This window comes from Paenibacillus sp. NMA1017 (genome assembly GCF_058895805.1).
Genome location: NZ_JBZXYR010000002.1, coordinates 89,403 through 111,867 on the forward strand (window position 1 = coordinate 89,403; position 22,465 = coordinate 111,867).

General features: G+C 46.0%; 22 protein-coding genes. 6 read left to right on the forward strand and 16 right to left on the reverse strand.

All coding sequences use genetic code 11. The features are described from left to right. Positions 1 to 5: 5 nt before the first annotated feature. From AC5ELV_RS05365 to AC5ELV_RS05375, 3 genes are all read right to left on the reverse strand, one after another. The gene (locus tag AC5ELV_RS05365; RefSeq protein WP_493429414.1) at positions 6 to 818 is read right to left on the reverse strand and encodes an ABC transporter ATP-binding protein; all 813 of its coding nucleotides are present in this window, start codon (positions 816 to 818) and stop codon (positions 6 to 8) included. Next, positions 815 to 1,906: an ABC transporter substrate-binding protein gene (locus tag AC5ELV_RS05370; RefSeq protein WP_493429415.1), complete on the reverse strand. Its 1,092-nt coding sequence runs from the start codon at positions 1,904 to 1,906 to the stop codon at positions 815 to 817. Before AC5ELV_RS05370 ends, AC5ELV_RS05365 begins: the two co-directional genes overlap by 4 nt. A 127-nt stretch (positions 1,907 to 2,033) precedes the next feature. Continuing rightward, positions 2,034 to 3,551 carry a carboxypeptidase M32 gene (locus tag AC5ELV_RS05375; RefSeq protein WP_493429416.1) on the reverse strand — a complete coding sequence of 506 codons (1,518 nt, stop codon included), beginning with the start codon at positions 3,549 to 3,551 and terminating at the stop codon, positions 2,034 to 2,036. A gap of 173 nt (positions 3,552 to 3,724) precedes the next feature. On the opposite strand from AC5ELV_RS05375, the gene AC5ELV_RS05380 reads away from it, so the two are divergent. The 4 genes from AC5ELV_RS05380 to AC5ELV_RS05395 all read left to right on the forward strand — a co-directional run bounded on the left by AC5ELV_RS05380 (position 3,725) and on the right by AC5ELV_RS05395 (position 6,003). Further along, the gene (locus AC5ELV_RS05380; RefSeq protein ID WP_029518130.1) at positions 3,725 to 4,288 is read left to right on the forward strand and encodes a beta-class carbonic anhydrase; all 564 of its coding nucleotides are present in this window, start codon (positions 3,725 to 3,727) and stop codon (positions 4,286 to 4,288) included. Between the two features lie 251 nt (positions 4,289 to 4,539). Next, complete coding sequence (locus tag AC5ELV_RS05385; RefSeq protein WP_013310597.1) at positions 4,540 to 5,112, forward strand: PadR family transcriptional regulator; 573 nt, start codon at positions 4,540 to 4,542, stop codon at positions 5,110 to 5,112. 153 nt (positions 5,113 to 5,265) lie between these two features. Next, positions 5,266 to 5,721: a hypothetical protein gene (locus AC5ELV_RS05390; protein ID WP_039271220.1), complete on the forward strand. Its 456-nt coding sequence runs from the start codon at positions 5,266 to 5,268 to the stop codon at positions 5,719 to 5,721. A gap of 3 nt (positions 5,722 to 5,724) precedes the next feature. Further along, positions 5,725 to 6,003, forward strand: coding sequence for a YxcD family protein (locus AC5ELV_RS05395; protein ID WP_013310599.1), 279 nt, complete (start codon positions 5,725 to 5,727; stop codon positions 6,001 to 6,003). A gap of 143 nt (positions 6,004 to 6,146) precedes the next feature. Here AC5ELV_RS05395 and AC5ELV_RS05400 read toward each other — a convergent pair whose 3' ends face one another. The 10 genes from AC5ELV_RS05400 to AC5ELV_RS05445 all read right to left on the reverse strand — a co-directional run bounded on the left by AC5ELV_RS05400 (position 6,147) and on the right by AC5ELV_RS05445 (position 17,172). Continuing rightward, entirely contained in the window at positions 6,147 to 7,061 is a 915-nt protein-coding gene (locus AC5ELV_RS05400) for an STM4011 family radical SAM protein (protein ID WP_493429417.1), read from the reverse strand. Next, the gene (locus tag AC5ELV_RS05405) at positions 7,058 to 8,482 is read right to left on the reverse strand and encodes an STM4012 family radical SAM protein (RefSeq protein WP_493429418.1); all 1,425 of its coding nucleotides are present in this window, start codon (positions 8,480 to 8,482) and stop codon (positions 7,058 to 7,060) included. Before AC5ELV_RS05405 ends, AC5ELV_RS05400 begins: the two co-directional genes overlap by 4 nt. A gap of 68 nt (positions 8,483 to 8,550) precedes the next feature. Next, a complete protein-coding gene (locus AC5ELV_RS05410; protein WP_493429419.1) occupies positions 8,551 to 9,333 on the reverse strand; it encodes an STM4013/SEN3800 family hydrolase in 783 nt (260 codons plus the stop codon). Continuing rightward, positions 9,326 to 10,672 carry an STM4014 family protein gene (locus tag AC5ELV_RS05415; protein WP_493429420.1) on the reverse strand — a complete coding sequence of 449 codons (1,347 nt, stop codon included), beginning with the start codon at positions 10,670 to 10,672 and terminating at the stop codon, positions 9,326 to 9,328. The genes AC5ELV_RS05410 and AC5ELV_RS05415 overlap by 8 nt, the downstream gene beginning before the upstream one ends. A gap of 65 nt (positions 10,673 to 10,737) precedes the next feature. Beyond that, entirely contained in the window at positions 10,738 to 11,580 is an 843-nt protein-coding gene (locus tag AC5ELV_RS05420; protein ID WP_493429421.1) for an STM4015 family protein, read from the reverse strand. Between the two features lie 220 nt (positions 11,581 to 11,800). Next, entirely contained in the window at positions 11,801 to 13,267 is a 1,467-nt protein-coding gene (locus tag AC5ELV_RS05425) for an efflux RND transporter periplasmic adaptor subunit (protein ID WP_493429422.1), read from the reverse strand. A 68-nt stretch (positions 13,268 to 13,335) separates the two neighbouring features. Continuing rightward, positions 13,336 to 14,853 carry a DHA2 family efflux MFS transporter permease subunit gene (locus tag AC5ELV_RS05430; RefSeq protein ID WP_307345885.1) on the reverse strand — a complete coding sequence of 506 codons (1,518 nt, stop codon included), beginning with the start codon at positions 14,851 to 14,853 and terminating at the stop codon, positions 13,336 to 13,338. A 15-nt stretch (positions 14,854 to 14,868) separates the two neighbouring features. After that, positions 14,869 to 15,522, reverse strand: a complete 654-nt coding sequence (locus AC5ELV_RS05435; protein WP_023989065.1) for an HlyD family secretion protein — start codon at positions 15,520 to 15,522, stop codon at positions 14,869 to 14,871. Positions 15,523 to 15,880: 358 nt separating this feature from the next. Continuing rightward, entirely contained in the window at positions 15,881 to 16,693 is an 813-nt protein-coding gene (locus tag AC5ELV_RS05440; protein ID WP_493429423.1) for a hypothetical protein, read from the reverse strand. A gap of 20 nt (positions 16,694 to 16,713) precedes the next feature. Continuing rightward, complete coding sequence (locus AC5ELV_RS05445; protein ID WP_049817022.1) at positions 16,714 to 17,172, reverse strand: flavodoxin; 459 nt, start codon at positions 17,170 to 17,172, stop codon at positions 16,714 to 16,716. 496 nt (positions 17,173 to 17,668) lie between these two features. Here AC5ELV_RS05445 and AC5ELV_RS05450 point away from each other — a divergent pair, with 496 nt between their 5' ends. Further along, positions 17,669 to 18,532, forward strand: coding sequence for a class I SAM-dependent methyltransferase (locus AC5ELV_RS05450; RefSeq protein ID WP_028540694.1), 864 nt, complete (start codon positions 17,669 to 17,671; stop codon positions 18,530 to 18,532). Between the two features lie 9 nt (positions 18,533 to 18,541). Further along, positions 18,542 to 19,288, forward strand: a complete 747-nt coding sequence (locus AC5ELV_RS05455) for an RluA family pseudouridine synthase (protein WP_029518145.1) — start codon at positions 18,542 to 18,544, stop codon at positions 19,286 to 19,288. Between the two features lie 98 nt (positions 19,289 to 19,386). Here the strand turns inward: AC5ELV_RS05455 and AC5ELV_RS05460 are convergent, their stop codons facing one another. The 3 genes from AC5ELV_RS05460 to AC5ELV_RS05470 all read right to left on the reverse strand — a co-directional run bounded on the left by AC5ELV_RS05460 (position 19,387) and on the right by AC5ELV_RS05470 (position 22,219). Continuing rightward, positions 19,387 to 20,889, reverse strand: coding sequence for a DHA2 family efflux MFS transporter permease subunit (locus AC5ELV_RS05460; RefSeq protein ID WP_493429862.1), 1,503 nt, complete (start codon positions 20,887 to 20,889; stop codon positions 19,387 to 19,389). Next, positions 20,873 to 21,358, reverse strand: a complete 486-nt coding sequence (locus AC5ELV_RS05465; RefSeq protein WP_025722031.1) for a MarR family winged helix-turn-helix transcriptional regulator — start codon at positions 21,356 to 21,358, stop codon at positions 20,873 to 20,875. The genes AC5ELV_RS05460 and AC5ELV_RS05465 overlap by 17 nt, the downstream gene beginning before the upstream one ends. Positions 21,359 to 21,748: 390 nt before the next feature. Continuing rightward, positions 21,749 to 22,219 carry a MarR family winged helix-turn-helix transcriptional regulator gene (locus tag AC5ELV_RS05470; RefSeq protein ID WP_493429424.1) on the reverse strand — a complete coding sequence of 157 codons (471 nt, stop codon included), beginning with the start codon at positions 22,217 to 22,219 and terminating at the stop codon, positions 21,749 to 21,751. Between the last annotated feature and the right edge of the window lie 246 nt (positions 22,220 to 22,465).

Below are 22,465 nucleotides of genomic sequence, written 5' to 3' on the forward strand. Positions count from 1 at the left end.
TTAACTCACTCCTTTGCTCCCGAAGCCTCCAGTTCACCCCATATTTCATGAAAAAGCTCATTAAAACCCGGCTGCTCGCGTGCATAAAAAGGCTGAGCTTCTCGGATGCAATCTGGGATCTCGAAGGTACGTCGGACATGACCAGGGTTTCGACCCATCACTATAATCCGGTCACTGACCGCAATGGCCTCAGCCAAATCATGTGTGACTAAAATAGCCGTCTTTCTCCGCTCGCGCAAGGTTTCCGCAATCAGATCTTCCAGCTGTAGCTTGGTTTGATAATCTAGTGCGGAGAACGGCTCATCCAGCAGCAGCAGTCCAGGATTGGTCGCCAGCGTCCGTACCAGTGCCACGCGCTGGCGCATTCCCCCAGACAACTGGGATGGATGCAGATGCTCTTTCCCTCCTAGGCCCATGCCTTCCAGCAACAGCCGTGTCCGCTCACGCGCAGCTTCATCTACTCTGTTGCCTAGCTCCAGACCCAACAATGCGTTATCCATTATCGTCCGCCACGGGAATAGATAATCCTGCTGCAGCATGTAACCGACCTCTGGACTCGGACCACTTACTGGCTGACCTTGCAACATGACTTGGCCTGCCGCTGGGTGCAGTAGCCCCGCGATCATAGACAGGATCGTCGTTTTGCCGCAGCCGCTTGGACCAACCAAACTGACAAACTCCCCTGTCTCTACGGAAAAATCAATATTCTCAACCGCCAGCGAAGCTTCACGATCCGTTACATAAACATGCGTCACTTGCTCCAGTCTCACCACCGGGATGGTCGCGTCCGAAGGTAGGCCACTCCGTTCCTCCATCATGACGAACCTCCAGCACCGACACCTGCATCCGTAGATTCAGTTTTGCTCTTTTTCACAGGCGGTTCAGTATTTCCGGTAGAGTTTGACGAAATCGCTTGTTGTGCAAAGCTTGGGTTCACTAGCTTATCCAGTGCAACCTGACTTTTAAGCTCCCCTGCCGAGATCATGACATCCTGTAAGTTCTTCCATTCCTTTTCCTCAATCATCGGGTTCAAAGCATAGGTACTCTGTTCCTTATATCGCTTGATACTATTCGTCAAAATAGCTAAATCTGTATCTTTAAAATAGGGTGTGATTGCTTCGGCAATCTGTTCGGGTGGATGCGTAGCAATCCACTGTTGTGCCTGATATACAGCATTTGTAAATTTCTGTGCAGCCTCGCTATTTGTGTTCAAGTAGCTTTGCTTAGCCATATATACCGTATACGGCAACTCGCCGCTCTCCACACCGATAGAGGCAACAACCCGCCCACGACCTTCCTTTTCAAAAATAGATGCCTGCGGCTCAAACAGCTGCACATAATCCCCTGTACCGGAGCCGAAAGCAGAGGCAACATTAGCAAAATCAATATTTTGAATCAGCTTCAGATCCTTATGAGGATCAATGCCGTGTTTGCGAAGCGTAAATTCAAGTGACATTTGCGGCATTCCGCCCTTGCGTTGCCCCAAAAAATTTTGTCCTTTCAGCTTTTCCCATTCAAAGCTATCCTGCGTTTGACGGGCAAACAAAAAGGTACCATCCTTCTGTGTCAGTTGGGCAAAATTAATGATAGGGTCCTCTGCTCCTTGCTGATACACATAAATAGATGTCTCCGCGCCGATGAGCGCGATATCCGCCTGATTGGACAATAACGCCGTCATCGCCTTGTCGCCCCCGGGAATTGTTGCCAATTGGACATCCAGTCCCTCCTGAGCAAACATTCCCTGGCTCAAGGCTACATACTGCGGCGCATAAAAGACCGTACGGGCTACCTCGCCTAATCTGATCTCAATCGTCTGCTCCCCTCCTTTGGGGGTGCACCCACTGAGCAACAGTATTCCGAGTAGTGCCGCAGCCACCACCGCTTTGAAACGAGCGCCGTTTTTCATCCTTGTTCCCTCCCCACCTTTTTACATTGGTTGACTTCATATATTGTTATGCGGCTGTCGATATATTGGTTAATCGGACAAAAAAAACCCACGTTCGCCCAGGAACGCGGGGTAGATGCTATATTATTTACAGCTTGTATATGGAGGTATATTTCTCTTCCAGATAGTCGGCGAGATAATCCGGGTTCAGATCCTCACCTGTAATGGCTACAATCAACTCGGACGGCGTCCGACTCTTGCCATAACGATAAATACGTTCGGTCAGCCATTGCTTGATCGGCTCAAGTTGTCCAGCAGTAATTAATTCATCCAGATTTGGCAACTCTTTGCGTAATGTCGCCAAAATTTGCGCTGCATACATATTGCCAAGCGAGTAGGAAGCAAAATAACCAAAATCACCACCGGACCAGTGAACGTCTTGAAGTACGCCCAGTCCGTCATTCGGTGGAACAAGTCCCAAGTATTCCTTATATTTCGCATTCCACACCTCGGGGAGACGCTTCACATCCAGCTTTTCATTAAACAGCATTTTTTCAATTTCATAACGGATAATGATATGTAAATTATATGTCAGCTCATCCGCTTCAATACGAATCAGTGAATTTTCCACACGGTTGACTGCCCGGTAGAATTGTTCTGCCGTAACCTTTGCCAAACGATCAGGAAAATGCTTTTGAAAATCATCGTAATACCGATCCCAGAAAGCACGACTGCGTCCGATTTTATTTTCCCACAAGCGGGACTGAGATTCATGAATCCCCATAGAGGTTCCTCCGGACAGTAGTGATCCTGCCAGCTCTGGAGCAATATTTTGTTCGTACAGCGCATGGCCTCCTTCATGCAACGAACTGAAAATAGCACTGGTTACATCATCTTGCAGATAATGTGTTGTTATACGCACATCACCTGGATTTAATCCTGTTGCGAAAGGATGTACACTCTCATCCAAACGACCTGCGTCAAAGTCATACCCCATCTGTCCTAAAATGAACAGGCTGAACTTCTCCTGCTGCTTCACATCAAATACACCATCTAAAAAGCTCTTATCCGGCTGGTTCGGTGAAGCCTGAATTTTAGACAATAGGGGCACAAGGCGCTTTTTGAGACGATCAAACACAGCATCCAGCTTTTCAACCGTCATCCCCGGCTCATATTGATCCAAAAGCGTATCATACTCTGTATCCTTAACACCCCAGTAGCCGATAAATTCACGCTTCATGTCTACGATTTTAGACAAGTACGGTTCAAATCCGACAAAATCGCTATGTTCCTTTGCGTCCTCCCACTTGCTCTCTGCCTGCGCTGCGAGAATGCTATAATCCCGGTATCGGTCTGCCGGAACCGAACGATTCAGGTCATAATTTTTACGGCATTCCTCCACCAATCTGCGATCATTGTCTTCCAGTTGCTCCAGCTTATCTTCTGTGGCAAAAAATTGCAGCAATTGTCCCATTTCATCCGAGATCATCAGCTTGAACATTTCAGTGGACAGCATACCCAACGTCTCCGACCGAATGTCAACACCCTTACGCGGAGCACCCGTCCGTAAATCCCAGTGCAGCAGACCTACTGCTTCGCCAAAACTACTGATTTTGTGTGAAAGCTCCTTTAAAGCCGTCAATTGATCCAATGTCTGTTGCGCCATACTTGAGGTCACCTCTTTAACTTAAAATGGATAAAACTTTACAATACCTATACTTGATGATACTTATATTAAAAAGTATAATCAACACACAACATGTACGACCAGCTCCTAAGACCTAAAATAAACGTTGGGCCGTACATATCAAACTTTAATAGAATCTGGAGGGAACAATCGTGAATCACATCAAAGAAATTTTAGAGTACAATCGTGTTTTCGTAGAAAACAAAGAATACGAGGCCTATAGAACGGGCAAGTTCCCCAATAAAAAAATGGTCATTATCACTTGTATGGATACACGGCTAACGGAGTTACTCCCGAAAGCCATGAACTTGCGCAACGGTGATGTGAAAATTATCAAAAATGCAGGTGCGATTATTTCACAGCCCTTTGGAAGTGTAATGCGCAGTGTGCTAGTCGCCCTGTATGAGCTGGGAGCAGACGAAGTAGTCGTTGTAGGTCATTATGAGTGCGGCATGGCTGCATTAAATGCAGACCACATGGTCAATGAAATGCTCGATCGCGGAATTTCTCAGGAAGTTCTGAATACATTAGAAAATTCAGGAATTAAGTTAAATAAATGGTTAAAAGGTTTTGACAACATTGAAGAAGGGGTAAGAACTACCGTGAAGCTTATTAAAAATCACCCGCTTCTCCCTCCTAATGCCCCCGTTCACGGCATGGTTATTCATCCAGATACAGGAGCGTTAACACTTCTCGTTGATGGGAATGAACAGTAAATAGGATACGCTTCGGCAGAAGATTACCAGGGTAGTTTAAGCTCGTACATACGAGCTTAAACTACCCTTTTTTATGAAAAAAAGCACATATACGTGGAGAATGACAAGAATCAATTTTGGCTAACCTGTGAACGACCTGACTGAAAGTTGTCAAACCATACAGTTTCAGTGTACACTTTTCATGAAGCTGCAGAATAGCTGCCGCAGTGCTGTTACAACCGTTACTATGATGGATGAAGGAGATAAGATCTATGAATTTACTATCGTATGGTCTGTTGGGGCTTCTCGCTAGAGAGGAATCCTCCGGCTATGATCTGATGTTGCGTATCCAGCCTTTTTGGCAGGCCAAGCACAGTCAGATCTATCCGCTACTGGCCCGTATGGAGAGCAAGGAACTGCTAGCCTCCCGTTGGATTCAGCAGTCCGACAAGCCTGATAAGAAAATGTATACCATTACCGACAAGGGAATCCATATGCTTCAACAATGGTCCCAGGAAGCGTTAGCTGCTCCGGTTACACGGGATGAATTAAGTCTTCGACTGTTCTGTCTTTGGTTAACGGACAAAAGTAGTGCCAATCGTATGCTGGAGGAACGCAAACGTCATTTTATTCAGAAAATCCAGCATCTTGAGGATATCCTGAACGATATTCCCGCAGAGAATTTACATTTTGGCAGTAAGAACTTTGGAGACTATATTTTAGTACAAAAAGGACTTTTGAATGCTAAAGCAGGTCTGGAATGGTGCCAAATGGTTCTACGCATGCTGCTTGCCGGTGATGTCAGTGCTGACACTAATCCGTTTTCACTTAAGCCGCAAAGCTGAATGTTTTAACCAATCCATGCATAGAATTTATGGGACGTTATTATTTAATTTTTAAAAGTTAAAATTCTTTGAAACCCTTTTCCATGCCATTCGTATTACTGGTAAGCGGTTGTTTGACCTATAAAACAATTTACTAAGGGGGATTATATTTACATGAAAAAAACATTCACTTTGAAAAATATGATGATGCTGATGATGGCTTTTACCCTACTCATTGCTATGATCGCACCATCTACAGCTGATGCAAGGCGAGGCGGCGGGTTTAAATCCGGGCCTAAATCATACCAATCCACACCAAGCAAGGCGAATGACAGCAATGGCATCAATAAGTCAGATAGCGGAACCAAGTCAGGGGCAACTGCTGGTAATACAAGCAGAACTGGTGGATTCCTTGGCGGTGGCGGCGGATTCCTGAAAGGTATGATGCTGGGCGGTTTGGCAGGTATGCTCTTCGGCGGATTGTTCGGCAACATGGGCGCATTGGGCAGCTTGCTTGGCCTTGCCGTTAACGTTCTTGCCATTTACGTCCTGATCATGGTCGGAGTAGGTATCTACCGTGCTATTAAAAATCGTCGCAGACCAGATGATTCCCGCGGAGGACGTTACTAAGCTATGATTTTGAGTATGGATGAGATTGTCAACGCTATTTGCTTGCATATGGCTGAACGTAAAGGTGTCCAGCCCACGGATGTGACAGTAGAACTAAGCTGGGAAGAGGATACAGGTTATTCCGCAGAAGTCCATGTGCAGGGCCGCAGTCAATATCTGGTGGAAGCCAATATGATTGAAGCCATTCTGAGATACCTATATTCCGAATACAATATTCGTGCCTATCGCGAACAAATCAGATTGGATCTGGATGAAGAAATTACTGCTATTGTCCAAACTTGATTATTTCGCATAGAACAGTCGTATAGAGTTATTATCAACAAAAGAACCGACCTTTGCTTGATGGCAAGGGTCGGTTTTTTGTTGATCGTTTCTCTAATAGATCAAGGTGCTATAGTATTACATTTAGATGTGGACAACCCTTGTTATATGGATTCATTATCTCTATAAACAGCCTGTCTGCTAAATGATGGAACCGGAGATACCTGTACTTGCGGCACTCTTTCGAGTAAGCCACTACCGTACATTTCCCGAAATGGCTGCTCCTCCATATGAATGTAGCCGATATAGCAGCCGCATTCTTTCATCCGGCACGGACGTTTGCCACTCAGGCCCTCAAGACCATCCCTATATAAGTGTCCAAGCACCCGTCGATCCTGATAGCAGTGTTTTACTCTTCCGTCACCCTGGACATAAAATACATCTTCACCGGCGCGACATGCCCGCCCCTGACTGCTATAATCCTTTAAATTCCATTGAAAATAGGGGTCTATCGCAGTTAATTCAGTAACCTCAGCATCTGTATAATAATGTGGTCGATCCTTGTAGGCGTTGATCCACAAATAAACATCCCTTGGAAGTTGCGATCGCAAGGAACGAATAGCTGAAAATGCTTGTCTTAACCCGACGGTACCGACACTATAGGAAATACCAAGTTCATATAACTTCATAGCCTGCGATATAAAAACTTGCTCTTTCGTCTCTCCAGGGTGATATGTAGCCCACAGCGCAGCATTCTCCGGGTTCAGTTCTTTCGTCCAATCCAGCTTAGTCGATAGATTCGTCTGTACCACCACTTTTTCCACATGCGCCATATGGGAAAACTCAATCATGGTCTTGCGATACCAGGAATGAATCAAGGCTTCTCCATACGGATTAAAAAAAATAGAGAGACGATGCCCCAAAGCGCCCTGTTCCCGTACCCAATCAGCAAAACGTTTCAACTGGGCCCGATCCCTGTTCAACGTTTCCCGACTATCAACGTTTTTACTGAACGGGCAGTAAGGGCAAGCATAGTTGCACGAGGTCAACGAACCACGATAATATAAGGTCGCTCTCATGCGCCTACATATCCTTCCATGCGCTCACGAACTGACGTGGAGATCATCCAGTCCCCAATCGCATCGGAATAGGCCATTCCTTCCTCTGTAAGTCGCAGCGTACCCTCCTCGACGACAGCCATACCGGATTCCAGCAGCAACGACATTCCTGTAAAATCGTCCGACAGGGATATACCGAAGCGCTCTGCATAGGCCGATAGCTCCAAACCTTCCCGATGAAGAAGCGCTTTTAAGATAAAGCGTCGCTTACTCTCATCCGCATTTAAAATAAAGCCGTAGTCAGCCAGATCATGACGTTCCGCAGCAACATAATCTGCGATAATGCTACGGGTAGCTGCTGCACTAACACCATAACGGCTGGCATAGTGGACATTGCGTGTATAGGAGCGTGCACCACACCCCAGACCAGCCATACCTTCCTCCTGACAACTGTAGGGCAAAAGCTCTTTGCTGGATATAGCATCATTTTTAGCAAAACGGCGCATGGAATATTGTACATATCCTGCTTGTTTGAGCCGTTCGCGCGCCACTTCATACAAGCTAAGGCGAATATCATGATCCAGCCCGGTATAGCCTGGCTTTAAAATCGTATTTTCTCGAATATATAATGGGTAAAGAAAAATCTCTCCTGGCGAGTAAGACAGGGCTTCCTCTAAAGAATACAGCCAGGTTTCCACCGTTTGACCAGGCAGGCCATAGATCAGATCCACGTTCAGCAAAGGAAAGTTGTATTCCACCAGCCGCTCAAGTGCTTCTCTAACAAGTTTGGGCTTCTGAGGTCGGTATATGGCGGCACTTTCTGATTCCACAAAGCTCTGAATTCCCATGCTGACACGATCTGTCCCGCGGCGCTTGAGCACCTCCAACCTGTCCTCAGTCACAGTATCGGGAGAGGTTTCCACCGAAATAGAAGCTCGCTTAGGATCCAGTCCCATAATATTTTCCGCAATGTCAAACAAGCGCTCCACCAAAGGAGCCTCCAGTAAGGTCGGTGTACCGCCGCCGATCGCAAAACGTGAAAAAGGCCGACGGCTCATAATGGGTGCCCACTGCTTGGCTTGTCTTTCTAGTGCATCTACATACTCCTTATGTACATCCAGTCGCTTGTCCGGCAAAGTGAACAGGTTACAAAATCCACAGCGAGCCGCGCAAAATGGAATATGCATATACAAAAAATAGCTTTCTAACTCCTCCTTCTCCCACAACTCCTGCAATGAGAGCGGTGTATCAAACGAACGATAGGCCGTTTTATGCGGGTAAGAGTACAGATAGGAGCGGTAGGGAGCTTCACGGATCGTGCGTGCCCATTCAACAGGAGTTTCAGGCCACTGAAACTTAGACGGTACTGAGTTTGTGTCCATCTCCGGAGCATGGGCTGCTGCACCCGTTGGATGCGAGTGATTCAGATTCATGGCTTTCATTTCTGCTCCTTCCTCGCGCTGGATTGATTTTTTGATATTTACCAGTGCAATCTATGTTTCTATATGCTCTACAATATAAATTCGCGGTAAGGCACATTCCAAACTACCTCATGCGCCAGACGATGTCCTTCATAGCCGTCTTCTCCATAAGCTGTACCATGATCGGAAAAAGCCATGCAAAACGTCTTCCCCCGATTTCGCAAAGCATCAAACAAACGTCCAAGTTCACCATCCACATACCGTAAGGCTGCTCGTTGAGACTCCACTGAATCTTTGGCTGCGCCTTTCAAAAAATAATGATTAGGCCCATGGATCGCTGATACATTCAGAAACAAAAATAAGCGCTGTGACGGGTCTGTATTCTCCAACAGTTTCAGAGCATGATTCACCTGATGCTCCGTCGAACGGGGATTGGTAACGCCAAAGTTCATACGCCAGTAGCTTTCTTGAAAATATCCAGGCAGCACCTTGGCAAGCTTATTTTTCTTCGTAAAAAAAATAACCCCGCCAATACAGATGGTACGATAACCTTCACCCTCTAGCCCGGATACAATATCCGGGGCATCGAACAGCCACGTATGTGGATGCGTACGCAGTCCCGTATCCTTGGTGTGAAACAGACGGATATGTGAAGTCTTATCCGTATTCGCTGGAGTCGGCAAAAATCCGCCAAAAAAAGCATGATGTGCAGCATAGGTAAAGCTACCCGGTGTATGGCGCTTTTCCCACGACCCGGAGCCGCACAAATTCGGACAGTTCTCTTCCTCCAGCTTTGCTACATCATAACGCAGAGTATCAAGCGTAATCATGACAATATCATGAGAGCCGACAATTTGGTTCATATCAGTCATATCTGTCTTTCCTTTCCGTACCCACGCTCCTATTAGCGAGGTGCAGCATTTCCCATTCATACGGATTCCAGCCTTGATGTTCAACTCGGTACAGCAAATCACCGAACGGATTAACATCCAACACATAGGGACGACCCCCATGAGCTGGAACCAGCACATCCAGCCCAGCAACCATGGACGCCGGAAAAACACTCATAGCAGCTTTCGCAGTAAGCTGGACCGATTCCACCGTATTCTGTGGTAATCCGGCTTCCTTCAGCGAGAGCCGCTCATTACGCAAATGCAAATTGGTAATAGGGCTGTGGCTCAAACGTAAAACCGCATGGCAAGCTTCTGATCCGCACACGAGTTGGCGCACATCATAAACACGCCCGTTCAGGGTCGCTTTGGGAATCCATCGCTCCACATGTACCCCTTCCAGGCATAGCCAGTTAAGGATAGCATGAATGTTCTGCTTATCCGTATAACGACGCAATCGTCCGGCATTATAATACACGCGCTGTCCGTGTATGATTTCCGTTCCAATCGTGGTCACCGCCAGTTCCGCGTGTGTATGGGGGTGTACCTGATAGGCCATGACACCGGAAGCACCGGACCCACAAAATATTTTCACAAATACGCGGTGAAACCCGCTCTCCTTCATTGCCGTGTGCAGATCATCAACATCACGAAATGCACCACCTGAAGATGCAAGCACTGGCGGGACCCTTATATCTGCCTTGCCTAAATCGGCGCTACAACGCCGTTTGTCGAACATCACGGCCACTTCCGCCGGATCGTTCATCCAGTGTGACGAGGGCCAGAGCAGAGCCACTTCATCCCGCAGCCAGGCCAGCAGACGGCAATAGCCCCGGAACCATTGTGCCGGGTGCCAAATACGACCGTGCTGCTCCTGCAGGCGTCGCGCTTCTGCCGCCGATATACCTGTACCTGTGCCTTGTGTCCATTCGGGCAATGGCAACAGAGAATCGTCCCTCTCACCATCCGAGGCGCCCAGAGCAATCAACTCACGCTCTACCTCAAAGCTTTCGCCCGGTGCATCCAAACGAAGCAGCGGACCACTGTCCATCTGCCCCGCCAGTAACTGATCAATACTCTCTTGCACAAAGGAACTGCCATTCACGCTATCATGCGTAGCTCGTGCAGCTATTCGCGCCATCAGCTCGCTCAGACCTTGTTTCTGCCGAATGGCTTCCAGCACATCTATATAGGAAACCTCTAGAGCGGGCGGAAGCATTAATCTGCTTCGCGCCTCCTGCAGTCCCGTAGTTCGACGATTCCCCGGATTACCAAACAAGATAAACGGCTCGCTGACCTTACAGTCTGACATCCTAACCATAGAGCCGCCTCACTTTAGATCATTTATTTTGAAAACAGTCCGTTCTAGAATTCCAGTCGAACAAATTACTCAGTCAGTGATGGATAGCGCCAATCATCTTCCTCATCCGCTTCTTGTTGATCTTTCACGTTCACAGATAGACCCGAGTTTTTCCAACGCTGCATCATTTCACTAGACATATAATGATAGCTCAAATCCAAATGCTTCAGTCCTTTTATACTTTCACTAGCCAGTAACGCTTCTGCACCTTTATCAGACAACGTACCTTGTGAGAGATCCAGCACTTCCAGTTGTCCAATCACAGGGGCATTAGCTGCTGCAATTGCAATTTCATCCTGTATTTCACTATCTTTGAGTCCCAAGTATGTAAGTTTGGGAAAAGGATTGCTGTCCAAGAACGGCAAAACATCTTTTAGGTTACCGTCAAAACCATAGTTATCGACACCCAAATACAGTTCCAGCTTGCGCAGTTCAGGCAGTTCTGCATTGTGTATTTGCTGAAGAACGCTCACAGGCAGGCCGCCACAAATAATAACCAATTCCTGAAGGTGGTTATGACGAAGTGGTTCCAGACTCAGGTCCTGGCTTCCCTTGATATGAAAGGACTCCAATGCTGGAAAAGCTTCTAACAACGGGGACAGATTCGTCTGGTTAATCCATGAAACCTCACACTCATCATATTCCATATCACCAATAAACAGTTTGCGTATCTTGGGGAATTGATCTTTGAGCTTCACTAACACTGGAATAAAATCCTCTGGTGAACTTTCATAGGCGCCGCCCCAATCTCCAATGATGAGATCTGTAACTTGCGCGCTCTCCGGCTTGGCTGCCAGTTCCTCAATAGATTTAGCCATCGTTTGGCCATTCTCATAAGCTTCATAATCCACTACCAATTTCACTTCCATCTTACAATTCCTCCGATCGCTTGTCTGAGATCTCGTAAACTATCTATTTCCAATTTAGTCTATCCTATTCTACCAATGTTCGTCAAAAATAGTCCCATATCGACATTAATCTATGTAAAATCTGCTGAATGAAATAAAAACAAGACAGCCCGCTAAGCAGGCTGTCTTTGCATATTCATAATAAACTTCTACTATTATATAGTACGTAAGTTTAGAGTAATTATTGGCTAATTGTAATCGGTGAGTTATCGGACAGCAATGCCAGATTATTCACGATCACATTCTCCTCATTGCTCAAGCCACTGGTAACGAGTGTTTGTGAACCTGCCGTCTGAACAGTCTTCACTTCCTTACGTTTCGCATGGTCTCCGTTTACAACATAAACATATTCTTTACCTTGGTCTTTTTGAACTGCCGCAGTAGGAACCACAATACCTTCTTGCGCATTGGCAGCGACAAAGCTGATATCAGCCAACATGCCGGATTTCAGTTTCGTGTCTGGATTCGCTACTGAGATTTTTACAGGATAGCCTTTTCCACTTGCATCCAATGGGCTTACATTTTTAACTGTACCTGTTGTTACAATGTTGGAAGCTGCAACACGAACCTGCACCTTGTCACCTGCTTTTACATTGTTGATCTGTTCCGCTGGAACATAGATCAAAGTATTGACTGTACTCAGATTAGCGATGACCAGTGCAGGAGACTGAGCAGATACCATTTCGCCCACTTCTGCATTTTTCGTACCCACAATACCATTGATCGGTGATGTAACAACGGTGTCATCCAATGCATCCTGAGCAATGTTCACATTCAGCTGAGCCTGCTTAAGAGATTGTTGGCTGGACTCGATAACCGCAGTATTTTGAGATACTTTGAGCTGATTTTGCGCATTACTGTAACCGCTATTGGCATTACTGTAGCTATTTTTTGCTGAATCATAGCTGTTACGAGCTGTAGTTAGAGCCTTCTGCGCAGCTACCAACTGATCTTGCGCATTAGCCTGTGCATTTTGTGCATTATGGTAAGCCGCTTCCGCATTCACGACTGCTGTTTTGGCTTGTTCTAATTGTGCTTGGGTGCTCGCACCTGCATCAAATAGACTTTGTGTACGTGTTACATTTTTCTGTGCATCTGCCAAAGCTTGCTGCGTTTGTTTCACCGTATTGGCTGCTGAGGAGACACCATGTGTTGCTTGTTCTACGGCTGTAGTGGCTTGATTAATAGCACCCTGTGCCTGATTGATTGCGCTTTGGGATTGAATCACGCCACTCTTGGACTGCACTAAGCCTGAGTTTGCCTGAACCATCGTAGATTCGTGGGATGCTTGAGCGGTGCTTACTCCGGCTGCTGCCGCAGCTGCTGCGGCGCGGGCTTTCGCCACATTATTCCGCATGTCCTTATCATCAAGCTTGAACAGTACTTGACCCTTTTTAACCTCGGAGCCAATATCCACTGGCAGCTCAACCACTTTACCGCCCACTTTAGGAACGATATTCACCGTCTCCGAAGGTGTTACCGTTCCTGTATAAATATTTCCCTGTCCGATGATGCCTTGCTGAGCTTGGCTGATTTTAACCGGAACGACCATGTCCTGAGCCGCCCCGCTATTACTGGAGCAGCCTGCCAGCACTGCGCCGCCGAGCACTAAAGCCGCTAATGTACTTTCTACTCTCAATATTTTCATGATAATTCCCTTTCTTTCTGTCCGTGGAAATAATGTAAGCCATCCAGTCGTATTTTATAGTTCTTTGGTTATGCTTCCGGCTGTGTCTTTGCTTTCTTCCTCTGAATAAACAAAAAGATTAGTGGAATTGTGCAAAACAGCGGTATGGATGAAATGAGGAACGTATCCCCAATTCCTCTTGATGTAGCATCCAGTGTGATTAAACTACTTATGGATGACATCCATGAGCTGCCCAATGTCGCTTGTAGCGTATGAGCCGAGTCTGGTGTAATGGACTCCGAAATTTGCTGGGCATGAGCAGCCGAACGGCTTTGCATAATGGCAGTTAGCACCGCAATCGCCATAGATGCGGCCACAGTACGTACCAGATTGGATGCTGTAGATGCATTGGCTACCTTGCTCGGATGAACGGCATTCATACCGACCGTGGACAATGGCATCATGCAAATACCAATTCCCAGACCCCGTAATGCCATTACGGTTTCCAACCAGGCATGCGAAGTATCTGGCGTAAGCTGGTGAAGATGATAGGTCATAAAGCTGGTTAGCGTCAGGCCCACAAGTCCCAAAGGCACAATGCCGAACTTATCGAACAGCTTCCCGGCAATAGGCATCATAGCCGCCATCGCAATGGCCTGTGGAATGAGGATAATACCAGTATCAATCGGTGACACACGCTGGATATTTTGCAAAAACAACGGTGTTAGGAACGTTCCTCCGTACATCCCCATCATGACCAGACTTGAAGCAATAACACTAATCGTATATTTTGAATTCTTGAATAATGAGATTTCAATTACCGCATTATCCTTGCCGCTTTCTACATAGATCAGAAAAACAAGTGCCCAGAAAGCAACAAACAGCAAGGATACAATTCCAAAAGAAGTCCAGCCATCACGCTGTCCGTTTGTCAGTGCGTACAAAAGTGTTCCGGCACAAGTTGCGGCCAGCAAAAAGCCCGGTAGATCAAACGGCTTCGGCTCTACTTTAGGCGGTTCTTTGATTAGAAGAATAACCATTAAAATGGCAAATAAAGCAACCGGCACACTGACAATAAACAAGAACCGCCAGTTAAACCACTCAATCAAATATCCGCTAAGCGTAGGCCCTACAGCCGGCGCTGCCATTGCGGCGATCCCCCATATACCAAGGGACATCCCAATTTGCTCACGCGGCATAATTTTGTAAATAATCGTCATACTCAGCGGCATAATAACACCGCCGCCCAGACCAGCCAGCACCCGTGCTGCGATCAGGGAAGAATCACTCCATGCAAAAATACATATTCCCGTTCCCAGCGAAAATACGCTGAGCGCTAGAATCAAAAACTTTTTGTATCCGAGACGCTGCTCCATATATCCGGTAATCGGTACGATTACACCAGATGCAAGCGTGTAACCTGTAATAACCCACTGAATACGTGTCGTCGTAGATCCTAAATCCGTCGTCAATCTAGGAATGGCGACATTGATCAGACTGTTGTTCAGAATGGCGACAAAGGCGCCTAAAACGATAGCGAAAAAGGCAAGCCAGCGTTCTTTGGAAGAATCTGTCGAAGGAGCAGCAGCAATTTCATTGGCAGCCACATGGACCCCTCCTTTTTAAGGTGTATGAATTTTTACTTCCACGTTCGTTCCAGGGATAAGCTTCATATCCTTCGGCTTGTTCACAGCAATTTCTACAGGCACACGCTGAGTCACCTTGTTAAAGTTACCACTTGTGTTCACTGCAGGAACGAGTGAGAACACGGCGTTGGAGGCTTCGCCCACTTTACGAACTTTACCCTGAATCACCTGGTCACCTGCTGCATCAAGCGTAATATCCACAAGCTGTCCTGGTTTAATACGGTTAATATCGGTTTCTTCAATATTCGTGGATACGTACAAGCTGTTCATATCCACCATAGTTGCAACAGCACTACCCGGCGATCCGATTTCATGCTCTTTCGAATAAATCTTAATGACGGTTCCGTTGATTGGTGCGCGCAGTACGGACTTGCTGATCATACTCGCATCCAGCCCCGATACATCCTGCTCGGCAATCGGTTCGTTACGCTGAACAACATCTCCTTCTTCCACATCAATGTGGCTAATTTCTCCAGAGATTTGCGGCATTACCTTATATTGATCGGCTTGAATGCGCGCATCGTCACTTTTAACAAAGTGTGTTGCCTGATACCAATAATAGTAGCCAATAGCTCCACCGCTCAGAATGAGCAGTACAATGAGGATTGGCAATACAGTTTTCTTACTCACTTCTTCCACCCCTGTTGTCCAAAAAATTTTTATTATTCAACGCTAATATTTTAAAATTGAAATATTAGGCCATTAAACCAAATGAAGAACGTAAATAAACACATGGCAACGTGCCATGCAAAAGACAGGACTTATTTTATGTACAGAGGACAAGCTAATCCATGGTCCACAAACCGTCTTTTTATATTTAAATATTTTCATATAACTATTGTACATTGAAATATTATAGATATATTTATCTATTCAGGCAACATAAATTTTCAGTTTTTTCATAATTTTTTTTCATAAAAAAGAACCTTGTTTCCAAGGCTCTTTCACGAAAAGGGATAGTTTACAATTAAAGGGTTATACAATAATGTTAAGAGAAAGGCGTGGGTACAGCTGACCGTTGTTTGCAGTTTTTCGCCTCCTGCCCTTCCTTCGTGTTCTTATTTGTTCTGTTCCCTTGAGAAGCTTGCTTCTCCATGCAGCCCCCGCAACGGCAGCGGTCTATCGTTCCATGTACATCTTCTTTGGAATCCCGCAATAGCCTCACGTAATCCAGAGATTGCTGTAAAGAAGCAGGCCCCGGAATGAAGCGGACCTTCTTGCCTTCCAGCAGACAGTATACCTCAATAAGCTGAGGAAGAGCCCCAAATGCATAATAACAAAATACATTTGTCATATGTTGGAATGTACTAATAACGTTAGGATTATAGTCAACGATGTACTTTTGAATGAGCAGGGAATCTGCTTCTGCTGATAGTTGCCAAGCAGCCTGAACAATAAGCGAAATATTGACCTCTAACTCAGGCACAGACGTACAAAATTGTTCATACAGCATCACAGGCACCATCAAGTCATTATTTAAGCCACAAATTTTTGACAACTCACCTGACACTTTATTTTTGACATCCCAATAATGGAACAAAGATTCAAAGCTGTCTGACTGCTTGGGCCACCATTTCTCCAGCACATACTGGACAGGGACTTCCCGCCGTACCTTTACTTCCATTCCAAAGTATTCGTTGAGCGCATGCCCTACTGCATATTGAACCCGTTGCCGCCAATTCCAGCCCTCACGCCCTCTTTTCCTCTGTGATTGACGGATTGGCTGTGGAGTTCTCCACATCTCCTCCAGCTGATAGTCGTGCAGAAGAGGAAAGCCGCTTAAGCTATCGCTATTGCGCATACCTATCCCTCACTCTCTTCTCAGGACACCCCAATACCAGCCTGTGCAAATTGTCTTCCGTAAGCTCGGCAATTCTCCTTGTCATCATCCAATGGATTGAATTCAATCTTTAGACTCTCCTGAATGACCGATGCGCCGCGTTCTTTGACCTTTTCCTCTACCAAGTCCACTGCACCACAGAATTGCGTATAGGATGTATCTCCACTGCCAAATACTGCAGTCTTTTTACCAGACAGATCAAGTTCGTCTAGTTCCTCGTAAAAATCCAAAAATTCATCAGGAAGCTCACCATCTCCCCATGTATATACACCCAGCAGGAACCCGTCATATGCGAGCAGTTCTTGCGCGCTGCAATCATACGAAGCCTTCAACTCAGCCTCATGCCCTGCCTGACGGACGCCCTCGGCGATCAATTCCGCAATTTCCTCTGTATTACCGGTCAAACTGGCATAAGTAATCATGATTTTACCCAAGTTCATCCCTCACCTTTATTTGAAATATGGGATGCTTTCACTCCCTGTTACTCAAATAATATTTGATAATGATTCTCATTGTCAAATATTAATTTCAAAAACTAGGTTTAATCTTGTGGAAATATACGCAAAACAGCCGCATTACATGCGGCTGTTGGCTGAAAATCTATGGATAAGCAAATTAATTAGAGGCCTGTTTAATGAAGTAGAATTTCAGCTGTGTTGATAAAAAAATATTATGTACGTACAATCCATTCCATTTTTCATTATTATAATAAAAACGGATGGTTGTACGTACAAGTGGGATTGGTACCATTTTAATATGGAAGCGCTACAATTACAAGTACATCCGAGAAAAAATATTTTAGACCCATTGACTACTTACTTATTTATGTAATCATTCGATTGTTGCTGTGGTTTGTTGTACAATAGACTCCATATGGGGATTTCTGTGCAGCTTGCTGCCTGAATCCTGAATTGACTGCTGAAGGATGGATTGTACATGTATGTAGCACAAGAATGGAAAGACTATGAAGTAATGGATACAGGCGGTGGTGAAAAACTGGAACGTTGGGGTGATATTGTCCTGCGTCGTCCCGATCCGCAAATCATATGGCCTTTGGCCCAAGAAACAGCCGAATGGCGTAATGTTCATGGGCATTATCACCGCAGTTCCTCCGGTGGCGGCAACTGGGATATGAAAAAACCGATCCCCGAGCGCTGGACAATTAGCTATGGACCACTTAAATTCCACATTAAACCGACCAGCTTCAAGCATACTGGTCTTTTTCCGGAGCAAGCAGCGAACTGGAGCTGGATGATGGATAAAATCAAAGGCGCAGGCAGACCGATTTCCGTACTGAACCTGTTTGCATACACGGGAGGAGCCACTACTGCTGCTGCGTATGCAGGAGCCAGTGTAGTTCATGTGGATGCCGCCAAAGGCATGGTACAGTGGGCAAAGGAAAACGTTCAATTGTCCGGTCTGGCTGACCGTCCGGTACGCTTCATTACTGACGACGTATTCAAGTTCGTGCAACGGGAACAACGTCGGGGTAACCGTTATGATGCCATTATTATGGACCCTCCTTCTTACGGGCGCGGACCGAACGGAGAAACTTGGAAGCTTGAAGAAAGCTTATACCCGTTTCTCGAATCCTGCATGAGCATCATTTCGGATCAACCGCTGTTCATGCTGATTAACTCCTATACTACAGGTATTTCGCCTACTGTATTGCGCAACATGCTGAGCATGACAATGCAACAAAAGTACGGCGGCCAAATTAGCGCTGGTGAAATCGGATTGCCGATCACACGCTCGGGATTGAATTTGCCTTGTGGTATTCTCGGACGCTGGGAGGCTTAAATTCCTCTTATGACTCAAAATGAACTTACTCGGCATGAACATGCACAGTCGAACATCCCTGTCCTATATGAGGACAATCATGTTTTGGCGGTTGTAAAGCCTGTCAATGTTCCAACGCAAGAGGATGCCAGTGGTGATCCTGATCTGTTGTCTTTACTCAAGGAAGATTTAAAAATTAGACACAATAAGCCTGGTAACGTTTTTTTGGGTTTAGTTCACAGACTGGATCGGCCTGTAGGTGGAGCCATGATTTTTGCTAAGACGTCCAAAGCTGCTTCTCGCCTGTCAGAGTCGGTTCGAAGTCGTCATTTCCACAAACTGTATACAGCCGTTCTGAATGGCGTTCCTACGGCCCCACAAGGCCGTCTGACCCATTACCTGCTAAAGGATAGTCGAACCAACACAGTTCAAACGGTTCGGCCTGGCATGGCTGGTGCGAAGGAAGCCATTTTGGAGTATCGCGTAATCGGACAAGCGGATGGACTCAGTCTCGTGCAGATTAAGCTGCACACCGGACGCTCACACCAAATTCGTGTGCAAATGCAAGCGATCGGCTGTCCCCTCTACGGTGACCAAAAATATGGGGGTAATCTGAGTCGGCCCGGTCAACAGCTGGCGCTTTGGTCCTTACTCGCTGGAGCACCGCATCCGGTTAGCAAGGACGATATGAGATTTCATTCGCTACCTCCTGTTCAATTTCCATGGAATGAATGGCCCAGGTCGCTTTATGAGAACATGATTACGTCTGAAATTTGAACCGGATAGCATGCACAAAGAACCTGCAACGCATGTGAACAAACATGCATTGCAGGTTCTTTTTTGCAGAAATTAAATTAATGCGTCATCTCATACTTTTATGACGAGGAAGCCACGGACTGCCCCTTTTTGCTGTTGACCAGCTGTTGACGGGGATGGGCGTTTTGCGCATTCGTATTTTTGATGAAAAACGCTAAAATCAGAGCGGCCACACTCAACACTGTTGCAATGATAAAAGCCGAGTTAATCCCATAAATTGTAGCTTGGTTGCCTGCAGCCAGCATCCCCGCTTTATCCGTCACGGTTAGTCCTTCAGATGTAATAATCGATGTCAAACGGTTGCTGCTTTGTGTGGACATCACTGTCACCAGAATTGCCGTCCCAATCGAGCCGGAAATCATACGCAGCGTGTTACTCATCGCCGTACCATGCGCATTCAATCGTTGTGGAAGCTGATTCAACCCGGCCGTTTGGATCGGCATCATTAGCAACGACATCCCGAACATCCGCACCGTATAATTAATTAACAGTGTCATATAGGTGGTTGTTTCGGTCAACCGCGTAAATTCCCAAGTCGTTATAGCCATGATCAGCAAGCCAATTACAGACAACCAGCGTGCTCCGATTCGGTCAAAAATAGCTCCTGTCACAGGAGACATGAGCCCCATCAGAATCGCTCCTGGTAACATTAGCATACCGGACTGGAGCGGTGTAAACCCCCGAATATTTTGCAAATAAATCGGAAGCAATATCATACCGGCGTACAAAGCCATCGTCACAATCACGTTAATGATTGTCGTCAAGCTGTACACATCGTATTTAAAGATACGGAACTCCAGCATAGGCTCATCTACCTTCAATTGGCGGACAATAAACAAAATAAGCGCAATTGTCCCAATGATAAGCGTAGACAGGACCGGAATACTTCCCCAACCCGATGTTCCTGCATCACTAAAGCCGTATAATAGTCCACCGAAACCGAGCGTAGACAAAATGATGCCGGGAATGTCCAGCTTTGGCTTGGACTGCTCTGTTACATTTTTCAGAAAAATAAATCCGATCACAATCGAAATCACTGAAATCGGCAGGATGATCCAGAACAATACCCGCCAGTCATAATGCTGTACTATATAGCCGGATAAGGTTGGCCCAATGGCTGGAGCAAAACCCATGGCAATCCCCAAGGTTCCCATCGCCCGGCCACGACGCTCTATTGGGTAGATGTTCAAGATAACGACCATCATTAAGGGCATCATGATACCTGCCCCCGCGGCCTGAATAAGCCGACCGATCAGCAATATGCTGAAGCCTGGCGCTATAGCACATAACAGCGTGCCTATTGAAAAAATAGTCATCGCGCTAATAAACAATTTACGAGTGGAGAAACGGGCAATCAAGAACGCAGTCACCGGGATCAATACCCCATTCACGAGCATAAAGCCCGTACTAAGCCACTGAGCTATATTGGCATCTATATTCAGATCACTCATCATTTTCGGTAAAGCCACACTGATCAACGTCTGATTTAATATCGCTACAATCGCGCCAATCAACAGAGCGGCCACAATGGGTGCTCTGCGTACATTACCTGGTAGTGTCATTTGAGGACTGCTCAAGTTGATTCATTCCCTTCGGTGTTAATTTCATGATCATTTGTTTATGGATATCCAGGACCATCTCTAGCTGCTCCTTCGGGATGTCCAGAATGGGCAAGACGCGCTCCATCCACATGGCGTCTACTTTTTGCATGATATCTTTTCCTTCCGGCGTAAGCGTCAGCACTAAGGATCTACGGTCATGCTCATGCCGCCCGCGAGCAATATATCCCGCCTTGGTCAAGCGGTCAACCACCCCACTCATAGAGCTGCTTCCCACATGTGCTATGTCTGCCAGCTCGGATAACCCGATGTTGGGGCGTTTATTCAGAATGGCCAAAGCCATATGCTGTATGGCCGTCAGATCCAAATGCTGCTCTTCATTCCAGAAGGCATAAAATATCGTTTTATTAACCTCTCTTACCGATTGAATAATCCGGTACACCTCAAGTCTGTCTTCCTCTCTGTCACTCACTGGAACCATCCTTCTTTCTATTACCCAATTCACAATCCATATGCATATACATAAACTAGAAACTATTTGCATACGAAATGTTATTTATTTATAACTATTATTTTATCATCTCTTATGTAAATGTCAACATTCACCCAAATATCACCTATCCTTCAACACAAAAAAGCGCGGTATGAATACCACGATAGGTATTTCATCCGCGCACTCCTACTTCAGGATTTTGCAAAATTCGATTCCAGTCGCTCCGAAGTGCAATATATAGACGAACTAAACCATTTCGATCTATATATTATTCATTGGAAGTCGCTTATTGGATTTTTGCAAAATCCTTATTTACCTTAAAATGATAATCTGCTGCGTACAGCTACTTTCATGTATCCACCATTCTAGTTATTCTGCTCGTTCTATTTGTTCCTTTACTCCCTCAGCCTCACTTGTCATTACTGAAGTTTTCGCCTTCGTTGTAATTTTCCCTAACAAATAAACCAGCAAATTTTGATTGTGCTGAGAAATTCGGTTCAGTGCAGAACCCAGAAAATCATCCCGGATTCGCAATCCACGCTCTACTTCTTCTCTTCCTTGATCCGAAATGACAATCCATACAATTCTACGGTCCTTTACGTCTCTGAAACGGGTGACCAGTCGATTCCGCTCCATCCGATCCAGCAGCATCGTAACCGCGGCTGGTGTGGTGGCGAGATATGGGATCAGTTGAGACGGTTTCATGCGGCCGTATTCGTTCAAAACCTCCAGCACCGTAAGTTGAGCTTCCGTTAGTGATGGAGCCAGCTGCTGCTCCATATGAACCTTATAATCCTTAGCCATTCTGGACCAGATTTTCGCAAATTCGGTCGTTTGCATTTTGCCTCACTCCTTTAAATAACAGGGTCAGTAAAAGCATCAAAGTTACCGTATGGGCCACCGTCCGGATTGTATTTCATCACATTAAATTTTCGCCATTCAGCCCCGGTTTCCTGCCGTTTTTGGAGCATGAAATGAAAAGGGGAAGGAAGTCTCACCTCGGTTTTGAAGGCTGGTCAGGGTTCGACACCATGACGGCAAAAAGGTCCTCATTCGTGCCGGAATGGCACGAGAGGACCTCTCTTT